Genomic DNA, 15,163 nt, shown 5'->3' on the forward strand with positions numbered 1-15,163 from the left:
TGCACCTTTGCGTCGCGACCACCAGGGTTATCGGACACTCGCGTATTCGGCCGGAGCCGTCCGCCCAGCCAACGCGCGCACCGGCCGGGCGCGAATCAGGCGGGGCCACCAGAAGAATGAACCGAGTAGCCGGGCGATAACGGGGTGATGAACGAGCGCACAATCAGTGTGTCGCGCAGCAGGCCGATCCCGATCGTCGATCCCATTTCCCCGACCGAGACTAACTTGCCGGAGATCATGGCCATTATCGTCACGGCGAACACCAGACCGGCGGTGGTGACCACCTTCCGGAATTGACGACCGCTCTGATCAGCCCGGTGTTCAGGCCCGCCTTGCTTTCCTCCAGGTAGCGGGCGATGAGCAATAGGTTGTTGTAGTCAGAGCCGACCGCCACCAGTATGATGAAGGTGAGCGGCAGACCCAACCAGCTCATCGGGATGCCCAGCAGGTGCTGCCAGGTCAGGACCGACAGACCGAACGCTCCCGATTACGAAAACGCCACGTTTCCAATGATCACCAGCGCCGCGATCATGCTTCGGGTGATGAGCAACATCACCAGGAAAATCAGTGCGAACGCCGCGGTAGCCGCGATAATCAAGTCGGTGGCGGCCGCATCCTGGATATCCCAGTACGTCGCCGCGGCGCCGCCGAGGTAGACATGTGCTCCGGCCAGCGTCGTGCCTTTCAGCGCCTCGTCGGCGGCGGGCAGATTACGCCTGGTCGTGGTGAATGCCGTTTTCTGTGAGCGCTTCGCCGTCGTGGTACACCATGTACCGGGCGGCTTTGCCGTAGGGCGGCATAAAGAATTTCAGGTCGATGCGAAACGACGAGTTGTTGAACGCATCCGGTAGCAGATAAAAGAATTCGTCGTTCTTCGCACTGTCGAAGGCGTAGCCTAGATCCATCATCTGCCGGCTCAGCTCGTCCAACTGGGCCAGCTGTGTCGCGATCGTGCTGTGTTCGGCCATGATCACCTGGTGCAGCTGTTCGAGCTGGTCGACGTTTGCGGCCGAGGAGTTCGACCAGCTGCGGCATCACCGAGTCCTGAATGATCGTGGCTTTCAGGTTCTTGTCCATCTGCTCGTCGAGCTGGTCGAACTTGTCGGTCACGCCGAACAGCGAACGAATCGACCAGCAGAAGCGGAATGTCGAAACAGTGCTTTCCCAATAGAAGTAGCTGCGGATCGGACGCTAGACATCGTCGAAGTCGGCGATGTTGTCACGCATCGCGTCGGTGACGTCCTTCATCCCCTGGGCCGCTTCGGCGGCGATGTGAGCCGCGCCGGCCTGACTGAGACGTCAGTTCCTGTTGATGGCGTATCAAGGCCGTTATGCGTTCGGTGATGTCGGCCATTTCGGTGAGTCGCGTGTTTGAGGTCGGTGAGTAACGGCAGGATTTCCTTGATCTTCGTTCCCATCGAACCCATGGTGTAGGTGAACGACGAATATTCGAGCGGGGTCCCAAGCGGCTTGGTGACGCTCTGGATCATCCCCACGCCGGGCGTGTGAAACACGCTGCGGGCCACTCGGTCCAGTGCGATCATCTCCGTGCTGTTGCGCATATCGTGGTCGGATTCGACCATGAGCATGTCGCCGTTGAGCCTGCTGACCCGAAAATGGCGGTCGCTGGCCGCATATCCCAGTTTGGACGGGCTGTCGTCAGCGACGTAGATGCGATCGTCGTAATTGGGATGGTAGGTGGGCAACGTGAGCGATCCCACCAGCACCACCACGCAACTCGCCAACAGGACTCGGCCGGGCCACCGGACCGTGAGAGTGCCCGCTTTCCGCTAAATCCCCATCCCGGAGCAGTGTTTCGGATCGAATATCCCGACCCGGCTGCCCAGCGCCAGAACCACCGGACCGAAAGTCAGGGCGGCCGCGACGGCGGTGAGCATGGCCACCACACACGGAATACCGCAGGTGTTAATGTAATTGAGCCGGGTGAATTTCAAACAAAAAGTGGCGCCGGCAACCGCGAGACCTGAGCCTAGGATGACGTGGGAGACGCCGTTGACGGCGGAATAGTACGCGGTTTCCCGATCTTCGCCCGTGTGCCGCGCTTCGTGGTAGCGTCCTATCAAGAAGATCGCGTAATCGTTGCCCACGCCGAGGGTCAACGACACCAGTAGGTTCGAGGAGAACTCGGATATACCGATTAACTTGTGGAAGGCGAGAAAGGACACGATGCCCTGCCCGCAGTTCAACTCGAGCATCACCATGAACAACACCAGGAATTCCGTCTTGATCGAGCGGTAGACGACGAGCAGCATCACGGTGATAAGGACGATGGTGACGAACATGATCATGATCAGGCTCTCGTTACCGGCTTACAGCATGTCCGCCGACAGCGGCGCCGATCCCGAGACGTACACCTTCAGTCCGGACGGCGTCTTGTTCTGCGAGACCAGATCTCGGACTGCCTTGATCGACTCGTCGGAGACCGCTGAGCCGAGGTTGCCGGCGATCCGTACCAGCGTGTAGGACGCCTTGCCGTCATTGCTTTGCACACCGGCGGCCGTAGTCCCTTGACCCCACAGATTCATGGCATGCTGAACGTGCTTGTCTCGCTGCAGATTTGCTATCAGGTCGTCGTAGAAGTGGTGATCGTCTTCGTCGAGCTTGTGACCGCCTTACAGCACGACCATCACCAGGCTGTTGCTGTCCGGCTCGTTGAACACCTCTCCGATGTGGATGAGCGCTTGCGACGAGGGGGATCGACCGGGACCAGCGGCCCCCGGTTCGCTTCGGTGACCGGCTCCAGCTGCGGAACCGCCACATTGAGCACGACCATTAGTGCGACCCACGCCAGCACAATCGGCACGGCGAACCTGCGGATGATCCTGGCGACGAACGGTCGCCGCGAGGTGTCACTGTGGCTCATGCGGACAGCACCTGGCACCAGACGCCGGCGTGCTCACCGCTGGCCGAGTGTTCGGCGTGCACCCGGCCGTCGACGATGATGCGGCAGCCGACGTTTCCGCCGTCCACCTGCACGGTGATATCGGCGGTCGCGGTGGTCAACACCGTGACTTCGGTGTGCGTCCACGGCAACGCGGCCAGGTCGACGGAGACCGCTTGCGGGAGTTCACGTTCCAGTAGATGACCCTGCCCCACCCGCCGAACTCGCCGAAGACGTCGTATTCGATGCGCTTGAGATTGAACTGAGCTATCGAGAATTTGTTGCCCGGGCTCCGGGTTCGGTCCTGGGACCCGAAGACCCGATGCGCGGAGTTGATCACGCACTCTGCCAAGACGGCTACGAAGACCACCAGGGTCGGCATCCACAGCTTGTTGACCAGTCGCCGACGTACAGACGCGACCATGACGATGACCCTTACTCGGGTGCTCACAACGAAAATCGGACCGTGTGAATTCAGCTGCCGCGCAACGCGCTAAATGCGCACCCGCTCAGCATCCGCGTGAAACTCGCCACCTCGAGCAATCCATCGGCCGTGGGAGCGGGCCGTCCGGCCGCCACGAAGACGTCGGCGATCTCGGCAATGCGCGTCGTCCAGCACCGCTCGGACAGATACTTAGCCGCGTCTGTGTGCTGGCCGGCGAAAGTCACACTGCGCAGGTCGATCTCGGGGTCGGGATCCATCGAAAAGCACGGGCTACATCACCTTTTCGTAGTGCGATCACGGCGTGGTGCAGCCGCGGAAGGGGTCGTCGTACCTGTGCAGCCGGTGCCTGTACCGAGCCGACGGTGTTCGGAACGGCCCTCAGACTGCCGGCATTCCCGTCAGAGGTCCAACCAACGTTCGGCTGCAAAGTTAGGGATGTCGCCACCGTGGGTCTACCCACGGAGCGCGGCGGTTGTCCGCAAAGCGCGGCCAACCGCCAATTAGGGATTCGACGACGGAATCGTCGTGGGCCACCAAGCGTCCGACCGAGATACCCGGGCGGAAGTCATTCCCCGAGACAGGTCCATCCCGCGAGGAGGTCGAGCAATCCGAAGCCCGCGTGTCCTACAGCATACAGGACACGCAGCCCTCGACCTCGGTTCCTTCCAGCGCCATCTGCCGTAGCCGGATGTAGTACAGCGTCTTGATTCCCTTGCGCCATGCGTAGATCTGCGCCTTGTTGACGTCGCGGGTGGTGGCGGTGTCTTTGAAAAACAACGTCAGGCTCAGCCCCTGGTCCACGTGCTGGGTGGCCGCGGCGTAGGTGTCGATGATCTTCTCGTAGCCGATCTCGTACGCGTCCTGGTAGTACTCCAGGTTGTCGTTGGTCATGTAGGGCGCCGGGTAGTAGACCCGCCCGATCTTGCCTTCCTTGCGGATCTCGATCTTGGACGCCACCGGGTGGATCGAACTCGTCGAGTGGTTGATGTAAGAAATCGACCCCGTCGGGGGGACGGCCTGCAGGTTCTGGTTGTAGATGCCGTGGGCCTGCACCGACTCCTTCAACCGCTTCCAGTCGTCCTGCGTCGGAATACGAATCCCCGCGTCGGCGAACAGCTGACGAACCTTCTCGGTCGTCGGCTCCCACACCTGTTCAGTGTACTTGTCGAAGAACTCACCCGAAGCGTACTTGGACCGCTCGAAACCACCGAACGCTTTACCCCGTTCGATCGCGATCCGGTTCGACGCCCGCAGCGCGTGATACTGCACGCAGTAGAAGTAGATGTTGGTGAAGTCGATGCCCTCTTCGGATCCGTAGAAGATGCGCTCGCGCGCTAGATAGCCGTGCAGGTTCATCTGACCAAGCCCGATCGCGTGGGATTCGTTGTTGCCGTGCTCGATCGACGGCACGGACTTGATCGACGTCTGATCGCTGACCGCGGTCAACGCGCGGATCGCCACCTCTATGGTTTGCGCGAAATCCGGTGAGTCCATTGCCTTGGCAATGTTCAGCGAGCCAAGGTTGCACGAAATGTCCTTACCCACTTTGGCATACGAGAGGTCATCGTTGAACTCCGACGGCGTCGACACCTGCAGGATCTCCGAGCACAGGTTCGAGTGGGTGATCTTGCCGTCGATCGGGTTGGCCCGGTTCACCGTATCCTCGAACATGATGTACGGGTAGCCCGACTCGAACTGCAGCTCGGCCAGCGTCTGGAAGAACTCCCGCGCCTTGATCTTGGTCTTGCGGATGCGCGCGTCGTCGACCATCTCGTAGTACTTTTCGGTCACCGAGATGTCGGCGAAGGCAACGCCGTACACCCGCTCGACGTCGTACGGCGAGAACAGGTACATGTCATCGTTCTTCTTCGCCAGCTCGAAGGTGATGTCGGGGATCACCACGCCCAGGCTCAGCGTCTTGATGCGGATCTTCTCGTCGGCATTCTCCCGCTTGGTGTCCAGGAAGCGATAGATGTCGGGGTGGTGCGCATGCAGATACACCGCGCCCGCGCCCTGCCGCGCGCCCAGCTGATTGGCGTAGGAGAAGGAGTCCTCGAGCAACTTCATGATCGGGATGACACCCGACGACTGGTTCTCGATGTTCTTGATCGGCGCGCCTTGCTCGCGAATGTTGCTCAGCAGCAAAGCAACTCCCCCGCCGCGCTTGGACAGCTGCAGGGCGGAATTGATCGATCGCCCGATTGACTCCATGTTGTCCTCGATGCGCAGCAAGAAGCAGCTCACCGGTTCGCCACGCTGTTTTTTGCCCGAGTTCAAAAACGTCGGGGTGGCCGGCTGGAACCGGCCGTCGATGATCTCGTCGACCAGCTTCTCGGCCAGCGTGGTGTCACCGGCCGCCAGGGTGAGCGCCACCATGACGACACGGTCCTCGAAGCGCTCCAGGTACCGCTTCCCGTCGAAGGTCTTCAACGTGTAGGAGGTGTAGTACTTGAACGCGCCGAGGAACGTCGGGAACCGGAACTTCTTGGCGTAGGCCCGGTCCAGCAGCATCTTGACAAAGTTGCGCGAGTACTGGTCGAGAACCTCACGCTCGTAGTAGTTCTCGCGGCTCAGGTAGTCGAGCTTCTCGTCCTGGTTGTGGAAGAAGACCGTGTTCTGGTTGACGTGCTCGAGGAAGTACTGCCGCGCCGCCAGCACATCCTTGTTGAACTGAATCTTGCCGTCCTTGTCGTACAGATTCAGCATCGCGTTCAGCGCGTGATAGTCCGTTTCTTCGGGCAACACATGCGTGCCGGCGGTTACAGGCTCTGCAGCGACGGTTGGTGGCACGTCTGTTCCTTCCAGAAGTCGATCAGGCCCGTGCGGACAGCGTCCACGTCGTCCGCGGTGCCCATGAGTTCAAAACGGTAGAGATAGGGGACGCCGCACTTGCGGGAAACGACGTTGCCCGCGTAGGCGAATTCGGCGCCGAAATTGTTGTTGCCCGCCGCGATGACGCCACGGATCAACGACCTGTTGTGCTCGTTGTTCAGGAATGCGATAACCTGCCTGGGGACGTAGCCACCGTTGTTGATGTCCGGCGTGGCCTTGCCGCCGCCGTACGTCGGCAAGATGAGCACATACGGATCGTCGACCTCGATGCGACCATGCAGCGGTATCCGCGTGGCGGGAACACCCAGCTTCTGGACGAAGCGGTGGGTGTTCTCCGACACGGAGGAGAAGTAGACCAGCGACGATCGCAAGCCCGGCGCTGCCGGGTGCAGCGGGTCGTCACCCGTCCAATTCAGGTTGCGTTCGGTGACATCCATTGCCGCAACCCCCTTACTTGCTCATTTACTGCACTAAGCGCTCAGCGCGGCTCCGGCGAGCGCCTTGATCCGATCGGGCCGGAATCCCGACCAATGCTCATTGCCCGCCACGACGACGGGCGCCTGCAGGTAGCCCAGAGCCATCACGTAGTCACGCGCCTCGGTGTCCAGGCCGATGTCGACCGTCTCGTAAGCGAGGCCCTGCTTGTCGAGGGCCTTGCAGGTGGCGCTGCACTGCACACATACCGGCTTGGTGTACACGGTGATCGTCATGGAAGCCGCTCCTCTGCGTGAATGAAGGTCGAGATGTTTGGCAACTGTTAGGGGCACCGCATCTCCGCTATCTTCAGCGATCCGCCAAGCCCCAAGACTCCCGTCCTGCGGCTCTCGGGACCGAAGCGCCTGGCTTCGGTCCCGAGAGCCGATTCCGGGAAGTTCTCTAGGCCTTGACTGGCTTGGCTGGCTTGCTGAACCTGGGATCTGCCGGCTGCTGAAACACTACACCTAGTGGCTGACAAGATCTCGAGATACAAGATGTTCTGAATAACAATTTTGAAATTCCCAGGTCGTAGGCCTTGCCGCGTGTCGACGCACGGCGTGTCGCAGATCACACACTGCGTTCGTGACGTTCATGAATACGGGGTATAGCAGCGCCCACCGACAACCCGCCGCAGTCCGGGCGAGACATCGTCTGCACCAACCGGTCAGCAAGGCCGCCAGCACCAGCTGGCGGCTTTAGCTATTCACCTGGGCGAACGCTGCTGGTCATCCGCGTGACCGGCTTGTGGGATACCGCTAAATCACCCGACTTCGGCAGTGAGCTTGCCGAGCGCTTCGCGCACGTTGGCTACCAGCTTCCGCGTGCTCGGCGGGCGCCTTGCCGTCCAGGCTGCCGAACGGCACCGATAGTTTGATCGACTCCACGACCCGCGCCCGGCGATACCGAAGGACTTGCGCGTCTCGTCATGTGCCCAAGTTCCGCCGTACCGGCCGAATGCCCCGATGACCGCCAACGGCTTGTCCTTCAGCACGCCGTTGCCGAACGGACAGGACAGCCAGTCGATGGCGTTCTTGACGACCGCCGGAATGCTGCCGTTGTACTCGGGCGTCACCACCAGCGGCCGCATCCGCACGGGCCGCGGCTTAGCGCAGCGCCACCACCGGAGGCAACGGCGTGGCGTCGTCGTCGATCTCCTCGTTGTAGAACGGAAGCTCGCCCAAACCCTCGAACACAGTCACGACGACATCATCGGGAGCAACCTCAACCGCTAGTACGGCGATCTTGCGATTGATCGACGTCGCCCCGCAGACTTCCCACTAACGCCAGGACCTTGATCTCTGCCACTTCCCTACGGTTGTCGAAGTCCTCGCACGGCTAAAACGGACTCATAGTCCGATTTACTCCATCGGCGTTAAAGTGCGGCTATGAGCAGTGTCGAGCGGTCAGCCGAGCTACCCCTAACGGCTCGGGAGCTGCCCCCGAATGGGGCGAGGTAGCACGCAATCGTGAACTGTTGCTGCAGGCGGCGCGTCGCCTGGTCGCCGAACGCGGGGCGGACGCGGTCACGATGGACGACGTCGCGGCGGCCGCAGGCGTCGGCAAGGGCACTGAACTACGGCGTACACACCCTCGATACCCTAAGGTGACGCTTGGGAAAGCTTGGCGCGCAAGCTATTGTAGACATTGACCTGACCACATGGCCGCGCCGTCACCGAGATGGGTTCTGCACGTCACCGAGCGTTCCGAAATTAATTCTACGGTCACGGAATTGGCGAGGCAGGCGCTCGACGAGGTCGTCGCGGGCCGCGTCGTCACGCGGGTAGCCGTCACCGTGCGCACCGCCACGTTCTGTACGCGCACCAAGATCCGTAAGCTGCCCGCGCCCACAGCCGATCCCGCCGTCATCATGGCGGCACGCAACGTGCTGGACTTGTTCGAACTCGACCGTCCGGTGCGGTTACTCGGGGTGCGACTCGAGTTGGTGATGCCGGGCTAGAGCTGATTGCCCGCCTCCTCCCCAGGCCGCACAGCGGCCTGCATCGTCACCGGGCTGGGCCGCAGCGCGCGGGTGAGGACGACGTTGACCTGACGCATCGCCACACTGTACGGCCACCACGCCAGTCGCTTGAACGCGTAAAGCGCTCGGATGTCCTGGGAGGTGTAGATCAGGTACCGGTTTTTCGCGACACCGGCCAGGATCTTTTCGGCCGCCCTCTCCGGCGACACCGCATGCCCGCTGAATCGGTCGACCCACTGGCTGACCTTGGGGTCTTCCCGGTTGACGCCCGCAATCTCAACGGTGTTGACTAGCGGTGTCTTCACCGCCCCGGGCACCACGACCGACACCCCGATGCGGTGCCTGGCCAGATCGAAGCGCAACACCTCGGACAGGCCGCGCAACCCGTACTTGCTGGCGCTGTAGGCCGCATGCCACGGCAGCGCGACCAGCCCGGCCGCCGACGACGCGTTGACCACGTGCCCCCCGCGGCCGGCCGCGATCATCGGCGGGACGAACGACTCGATGACGTGGATCGGGCCCATCAGGTTGATCGATACCATCTTGGTCCACTGCTCGTGGCTCAGCCTATCAACGGTTCCCCAGGCCGACACGCCGGCGATGTTCATCACCACGTCCATGCTCGGGTGCGCGGCGTGAAGGTCGGCGGCGAAGGCCGCCACCGCGTCGTAGTCGGCGATGTCTAGCGCCCGGTGCACCAGCACCCGGGCACCCAACGCCCGGGCGTCGGCCACGGTGACCGCCAACCCGTCGGCGTCGCGATCGGTAAGGAACAGCTCGGCGCCCTGCGCCGCCAGCCGCAATGCCGTGGCCCGGCCGATGCCGCTGGCCGCGCCGGTGACCAGACTGCGTTTGCCCGCGAAGTAACGCCTAGATCCCCGCTGTGCCATGACGGTGACGATACCGGCGGTACCGGACTAGCTTCGGCCGGCCACCCCACAGGGAGTTCAGCCACAACTGCTCGAGGAGCCGCACGCGACGGTCGATGTCATCATCGACGTGGTGCCGGTCAGGGTGCGCACCAGGGTCGGGATGTCGTCGCTGATCGAATTCGCGGTCTCGGCCTTCAGTTCCGCCTCGACGATGGCGACGATCTCGTTCACGACCACCTCGAACTGCTGCTCGAGCATGCCCTGGATCTCAATGTCGGTGTAGCGAGCAGCATTACACTGGATCGTTGTGCGCGTACACGGCGGCGGCGCTGCCAACCATCCGCTTAGCAAATTGCTCGGGCGACTCGTCGGGCCAGCGGGGAGCGAAGAACTGAGTGAGTTCCTCGAGCTCCTGGGTGGCTTCGGCGACGATCTGCGCTAGCACCGCATATTTGGAGTCGAAGTAGAAGTAGAACCCGAATCGACCCACCCCGGCGCGCATGCTGATGGTGCTGACAGACAGCTCGGAGAACGGGCGTTCCTGCAAAAGTTCCCGCACCGCCTGCATGATCGCCTGCCGGTGTTTGTCATCGCCTGCCGGTGTTTGTCGCCGCGACGGCAGGTGGCCGGCTCGCCCGACTCCGCGTGGCTGCTCATTCCCTGACCTTGCCCCACGCCGCTCGAAAAGCAAACTTGACAGCCGTCAACTTTTTACCGAAGGTTAGTGACGAGTGACGTATATCACCGGCTTAGGGTTCCGCAAAGGAGCGTCCATGCCCGCCACCATCAGCACCCCGCACTACCTGCTCGACCAGGCACGGCGCCTGTTCACACCGTCGATCAACAACTTCCCCGGCATGGGCATCGTCGAGCGCAGGCTACTGAACACCGAATTCCCGGAGCACAAGCTCGCCGACCCGCCGCCCGGCAGCGGGCTCAAGCCGGTCCTCGGGGACGCGGGTATGCCGATCTTCGGGCACAGCATCGAGATGCTCCGCGGCGGCCCGGATTACCTGCTGCACCTCTACCAGACCAAGGGCCCGGTGGTGTTCGGGAACTCCTCCGTCCTGCCGGGCGTCGCGGCCCTGGGCCCGGATGCCGCCCAGGTCATCTACTCCAACCGCACTAAGGACTACTCGCAGCAGGGCTGGGTGCCGGTGATCGGGCCGTTCTTCAACCGGGGCCTGATGCTGCTCGACTTCGAGGAGCACATGTTTCACCGGCGCATCATGCAGGAGGCCTTCGTCCGGTCGCGGCTGGTCAGTTACGTCGAGCAGATGGACCAGGTGGTCTCGCAAACGATCGCCAACGACTGGGTGCCCAACGACGCCCGCTTTGTGCTTTACCCGGCGATGAAGGAACTGACCCTCGACATCGCGTCCATGGTGTTCATGGGCCACGAGCCGGGCACCGATCACGAGCTCGTGACCAAGGTCAACAAGGCGTTTGCGATCACCACGCGCGCGGGCAACGCGATCATCCGCACCCCCGTGCCGCCGTTCACCTGGTGGCGCGGCCTCAAGGCCCGTGCGTTACTGGAGAACTACTTCCGCGAGCGGGTCAAGGAACAGCGCGCGAATCCCGGTACCGACCTGCTGTCGGTGCTGTGCGAGACCGAGGACGAGGACGGCAACAAGTTCTCCGATGACGACATCGTCAACCACATGATCTTCTTGATGATGGCCGCCCACGACACCTCGACGTCGACGGTCACCGCGATGGCCCACAACTTGGCCGCGCATCCACGGTGGCAGCAGCGCTGCCGCGAAGAATCGGACCGGCTCGGCGACGGACCGCTCGACATCGATTCGTTGGAAAAGCTGGAGACGCTCGACCTGGTGATGAACGAGTCGATCCGGCTTGTCACGCCGGTACAATGGGCCATGCGCCGAACCGTGCGCGACACCGAGCTGCTGGGCTACTACATCCCGAAGGGCACCAACGTCATCGCCTACCCCGGTATGAATCACCGGCTGCCCGAATTGTGGAAAGCCCCACTGAAGTTCGACCCGGAACGGTTCACCGAGCTGCGCAAGGAACATAAGCAGCACCGCTACGCGTTCACGCCGTTCGGCAGCGGCGCCCACAAGTGCATCGGAATGACGTTCGGGCAGTTGGAGATCAAGACGATTCTGCATCGCCTGCTGCGCAAGTATTGGCTCGAGCCGCCGCGCCCGGGCTACAAGTGCGAGTGGGATTACGGCGGCATGCCCGTGCCGAAGGACGGCATGCCAATCGTATTGCGCCCGCTCTGATCCCGACGCCGCTGGGAGTCGAAACTCAGGCCGTCAACCGATTGGCGCATGCCATCAGCGCTGCCAGCGCCGACTGCGTCGGGTCGGCGGCCAGCCCCATCGCCCACTCGGAACGCGTGTCGTCGCTGCCACAGATGTAAGGTGGCAGTGCAGTCGGCCGACGTCATCTGATGGAACTGCAGTGTCTCGACGGCGATGCCGCTGCTCGTGCAGCGTCGCGGTGAATGCGGCGATCGGCCCACTGGCGGCCGCGGTCCAGGTGGTGACGGACTCGCCGACGGAGATCATCGGTAACCCGTTTCGATATCGGCCAATCCCGGGGCCATGTCGTTTCTTGTTCTACATATGTTTGTTAGTGCATGAAAGGGATTGATTATGCAGGGAAACAGCACCAAGAAAAGCGTTAAAGCCCTCACAGCTGCCGCAGGCGTCGCCGCGGTACTGCTCTCCGAGCTGCTCGACAGCCGCCGGAGGCACCGGGCCCACCCGTGCTCAGCGTGGGCGGCGGCACCAGCGGGCTTCTCAGCGGAATCCTTGGCGGCCTTAGGCCTTTAGCCCAGTCGAAAAGGACGGCCTGCCGGGAACTTCGGTTCCCTGGTGGGCCGTCTTCCTTGGCCTCCGGCGAGTCAGCCCATCGGGCCGGACGGGGGCCATCCGCTGGTAGGCCTGGATCGTCGTCCCGGTGCTCGCCGTGTGGGTGCGTACCAGGTCCGAGATCGCGTTCACCAGGTACAGCCCGCGGCTGGCCGGTCCGGTCCGGCCGGGGTCGAGCCGTCCCACCAGCGGGTCGTCGAATCGTCCGCTGTCGCGGGCCTCGCAGACCAGGTAATCGGCGTCGCGCCAAAAGGCCAGTCGGCATGCGCCGTCGGTATACATCAGGCTTTTGGTGGCCAGCTCGGTGTCGACCAGTTGCAGGTCTTCGATGCCGTCCTGAGACAGGCCTATTTAGTCAGTGTAGTTGACGGCGAACGAACGCGCGGGCTTGAGGTCGGCCGACTTGCGGACCATGTAGGCGACGGCGCCCGGATTCGCCGACAGGGGCTGGTTGCACTGCGCCAGCACCTCGTCGGGGGCGTTGAGCAAGTCCCCGAGCGTGGTGCCCAGGTATTCGAGATAAATGACCACCGCGCGGGTCGCCGGGCTCGCGTCGGGTTCGCTGATCAACAGGCCACCGCCCGGGCCACGACGCATCCGCGCCACCCGATGGTGCTCAACGAGGAGGACGGCCTCCCGCAGCACCCAGCGACTCACCCCATAGCGTTTGCAGCGCAGGTTCGGAGCCCAGCGATTCCCCGAACGGCCAACCGCGGCGAACGATGTCCGCCTCGATCTCGCGGGCGATCATCGCGGCCAGTTTCTTCGTCTCGCCCGCGCGCGGCGCGGGGCTTACCTGAAGCTCAATGCTGCATTCCCACAATCAGTTTCAACATGTGAGCAGCAAGCAGCCGGCGACGGGCCCGCCACCGACGGACACCACGCCGACTTCGGGGCGTTCGGTCACCTGCCGCTCGCACGCGCCGCCGCGCAGCTGCAGGCAACCTTCGTACAGCGCCCAGTAGCCGTGCATGCGCCCGGCGGAGAGCTGGCCGCCGTAGGTGTTCAGCGGCAACTGGCCGTCCCGGGCGATCTTCGCACCGCCCTCGACGAATGGACCGGCCTCGCCGTCGCCGCAGATCCCCAGGGCCTCCAGCCAGGTGAGGGTGAGATAGGTGAAGCCGTCGTACAATTCGGCAACCGCGAGGTTGGCAGGTGTCAATTCGGTGCGCGACCACATCTGGGCCGCGGTCGCGGCACACGGCAAGCGGCTTTGCGCCTGCCGTTCAACGCCACCTACCCTAGCTGCTCCTTGGTGCTGCCGTATAGCTCTATGTGCCGGCAGCAGTTCAGGGCCAACCAGTTTGCGGCCGAATACGCTTGGGCCGCAACCAGATCGTTGACGTAGCCCATCGCCCCGACGGCTGGCCGCTCTTCGCCCTTGGGGTCTCGAACATCCGCGCCAGCGGGCGGGGCCGGTGCGTTGTCGTCTTGCTTGACCGGCACGGTGCCGTCCAGCATCTGAATGGTGCGTTACACCACCACGTGCCAGGCCTGCCGTGGCCCGCGACCGCCGCAAGCGAGAACATCTTCGCTAATTTGGAGAGGGTAGTTCTCGTATGTTGAGAGACGACTTACGATACCGGTGATCGCAAGGTCCCGCCCCGACGATGGGAGTCCGTCATTGACGCCTGGATTCTCGACGTGGTCCGCACGCCCCGCGGCCGCGGCCGCCCCGACGGCGCATTGCATGCCGTCCATTTGCAGGCGCTGCTCGCCCGCTGCTTCACCGCGCCTACCAAACGGACCGGTTTCGACCCCACCCGAGGTCGGCGACTTGATCGCCGGCAACGGTATCCTGTCCGGCGACCACGGCGAACGACATCGCGGCTTGTCCGTCCTGCTGGCGGGCTGGCTCAAGACCGCACCCGGGGGATGACCCTGAACCGCTTTTGCGGATCGGGCCAGCAGGCCGTCACCGTGGCCGCATCCGCGATCGCCGCCGGTCACGAGGGCCTGGTGATTGCGGGCGGTGTCGAATCGACGTCCCGGTGGGACGCCACGGCTGGGGTTCCGACGATCGACGGTGACAACCCCGAACTGCGTACGCGCTATCCCGCTGTGCCACAAGGTATCTCGAGTGCTACGTTCGCTACGAGAACGTGCCGGTGCCCGCCGATCACATGCTGGGGCCGCGCGGCGGGGCTTTCGTGGTGGCGCAGACCCGGCTCGGCGGCGGGCGTATTCATCATGCGATGCGCACGGTCGGCTTGGTTCGGCGCATTTCGACATGATCTGTGAACGGGCGGTGTCGCGCTACACCCAGGGCGAAGCGCTGTCCGACAAGCAACTCGTGCAGGAGATGATCTCCGACTCGTGGATGGAAATCGAGGCATTCCGGCTGCTCACCCTCCAAACGGACTGGAAAATAGATCAATTCAATGACTACAAGGCGGTGCGCGCCGACATCTCGGCGGTCAAAGATTCGAGGTCGAGGGCGCGGACCTGACGGCCGCCCCGCTCACCGAGCACGGCTGCGATCGGGCCCTGGTTGACGGGGTGTGGGAGGCCATCGCCCTCCACACCTCGATGGGCATCGCCGATCGTCGCGGCGCGCTGTGCCACCTGGTCCGCAGTGGCGTGGGCGTGGATTTCGGCCGCGACGCCGAGTTCATCGACGATGGGATCACCGCGGCGATCCATGACCGCTATCCGCGGTTGGCGATGGCGCGCACCCTGCTGGACGCCATCGTCGTGCAGGCGCAGCGCAGCCCGGAGGCGGCACCGCCCTACACGTTCCCCTAACCAAGTACTGCGCGAGCGCCACAGCGACGGCATCACGCTGTTGGAACTGGCGGCGGCACAGGG

Annotated in this window: 7 protein-coding genes and 11 pseudogenes; 6 read left to right on the forward strand and 12 right to left on the reverse strand. The window is 63.2% G+C overall.

All coding sequences use genetic code 11. From position 1 onward, the window contains the following. Positions 1–27 precede the first annotated feature (27 nt). From FQ389_RS21015 to FQ389_RS00885, 7 genes and pseudogenes are all read right to left on the reverse strand, one after another. Positions 28–2,884 (reverse strand): annotated as a pseudogene (locus FQ389_RS21015) (MMPL/RND family transporter). Next, positions 2,881–3,326 (reverse strand): annotated as a pseudogene (locus tag FQ389_RS21020) (MmpS family transport accessory protein). The pseudogenes FQ389_RS21015 and FQ389_RS21020 overlap by 4 nt, the downstream one beginning before the upstream one ends. A 50-nt stretch (positions 3,327–3,376) precedes the next feature. Beyond that, positions 3,377–3,604, reverse strand: coding sequence for a hypothetical protein (locus FQ389_RS00860; RefSeq protein ID WP_144205804.1), 228 nt, complete (start codon positions 3,602–3,604; stop codon positions 3,377–3,379). Positions 3,605–3,971: 367 nt separating this feature from the next. Beyond that, positions 3,972–6,137: a class 1b ribonucleoside-diphosphate reductase subunit alpha gene (gene nrdE, locus FQ389_RS00865; protein WP_144205805.1), complete on the reverse strand. Its 2,166-nt coding sequence runs from the start codon at positions 6,135–6,137 to the stop codon at positions 3,972–3,974. Continuing rightward, the gene (gene nrdI, locus FQ389_RS00870) at positions 6,107–6,616 is read right to left on the reverse strand and encodes a class Ib ribonucleoside-diphosphate reductase assembly flavoprotein NrdI (protein ID WP_260860338.1); all 510 of its coding nucleotides are present in this window, start codon (positions 6,614–6,616) and stop codon (positions 6,107–6,109) included. Before nrdI ends, nrdE begins: the two co-directional genes overlap by 31 nt. Before the next feature lie 33 nt (positions 6,617–6,649). Further along, positions 6,650–6,889 (reverse strand): glutaredoxin-like protein NrdH, encoded by a 240-nt coding sequence (nrdH, locus tag FQ389_RS00875; protein ID WP_144205806.1) that lies wholly within the window; start codon positions 6,887–6,889, stop codon positions 6,650–6,652. 527 nt (positions 6,890–7,416) lie between these two features. After that, positions 7,417–7,961, reverse strand: a pseudogene (locus tag FQ389_RS00885) (NAD(P)H-dependent oxidoreductase). Between the two features lie 80 nt (positions 7,962–8,041). On the opposite strand from FQ389_RS00885, the pseudogene FQ389_RS00890 reads away from it, so the two are divergent. Both FQ389_RS00890 and FQ389_RS00895 read left to right on the forward strand, forming a co-directional pair. Beyond that, a pseudogene (locus FQ389_RS00890) lies at positions 8,042–8,238 on the forward strand (helix-turn-helix domain-containing protein); the annotation flags it as partial. A 108-nt stretch (positions 8,239–8,346) separates the two neighbouring features. Further along, positions 8,347–8,613 (forward strand): annotated as a pseudogene (locus FQ389_RS00895) (DinB/UmuC family translesion DNA polymerase); the annotation flags it as partial. Here FQ389_RS00895 and FQ389_RS00900 read toward each other — a convergent pair. Together FQ389_RS00900 and FQ389_RS00905 are read right to left on the reverse strand one after the other, a co-directional pair. Then, positions 8,610–9,524, reverse strand: coding sequence for an SDR family oxidoreductase (locus FQ389_RS00900; protein ID WP_144205808.1), 915 nt, complete (start codon positions 9,522–9,524; stop codon positions 8,610–8,612). The pseudogene FQ389_RS00895 and the gene FQ389_RS00900 sit on opposite strands and share 4 nt — an antisense overlap. After that, positions 9,505–10,163, reverse strand: a pseudogene (locus tag FQ389_RS00905) (TetR/AcrR family transcriptional regulator). The gene FQ389_RS00900 and the pseudogene FQ389_RS00905 overlap by 20 nt, the downstream one beginning before the upstream one ends. Positions 10,164–10,279: 116 nt before the next feature. Between FQ389_RS00905 and FQ389_RS00910 the strand changes: the two are divergent. Next, positions 10,280–11,761 carry a cytochrome P450 gene (locus FQ389_RS00910; protein WP_144205809.1) on the forward strand — a complete coding sequence of 494 codons (1,482 nt, stop codon included), beginning with the start codon at positions 10,280–10,282 and terminating at the stop codon, positions 11,759–11,761. 630 nt (positions 11,762–12,391) lie between these two features. Here the strand turns inward: FQ389_RS00910 and FQ389_RS00915 are convergent. From FQ389_RS00915 to FQ389_RS00925, 3 pseudogenes are all read right to left on the reverse strand, one after another. Further along, a pseudogene (locus tag FQ389_RS00915) lies at positions 12,392–12,835 on the reverse strand (ATP-binding protein); the annotation flags it as partial. Further along, positions 12,833–13,106 (reverse strand): annotated as a pseudogene (locus tag FQ389_RS00920) (GntR family transcriptional regulator); the annotation flags it as partial. The pseudogenes FQ389_RS00920 and FQ389_RS00915, both read right to left, overlap by 3 nt. Before the next feature lie 78 nt (positions 13,107–13,184). Further along, a pseudogene (locus FQ389_RS00925) lies at positions 13,185–13,894 on the reverse strand (thiolase C-terminal domain-containing protein); the annotation flags it as partial. Between the two features lie 105 nt (positions 13,895–13,999). On the opposite strand from FQ389_RS00925, the pseudogene FQ389_RS21865 reads away from it, so the two are divergent. The 3 genes and pseudogenes from FQ389_RS21865 to FQ389_RS00940 form a co-directional block, all read left to right on the forward strand. Then, positions 14,000–14,299, forward strand: a pseudogene (locus FQ389_RS21865) (acetyl-CoA C-acyltransferase); the annotation flags it as partial. A 134-nt stretch (positions 14,300–14,433) separates the two neighbouring features. Then, a pseudogene (locus FQ389_RS00935) lies at positions 14,434–14,777 on the forward strand (acyl-CoA dehydrogenase family protein); the annotation flags it as partial. A 77-nt stretch (positions 14,778–14,854) separates the two neighbouring features. After that, positions 14,855–15,100: a hypothetical protein gene (locus FQ389_RS00940; RefSeq protein WP_144205810.1), complete on the forward strand. Its 246-nt coding sequence runs from the start codon at positions 14,855–14,857 to the stop codon at positions 15,098–15,100. Positions 15,101–15,163 lie beyond the last annotated feature (63 nt).

It is taken from the genome of Mycobacterium tilburgii, assembly GCF_902168065.1.
In the GTDB taxonomy this organism is placed as follows: Bacteria; Actinomycetota; Actinomycetes; order Mycobacteriales; family Mycobacteriaceae; genus Mycobacterium; species Mycobacterium tilburgii.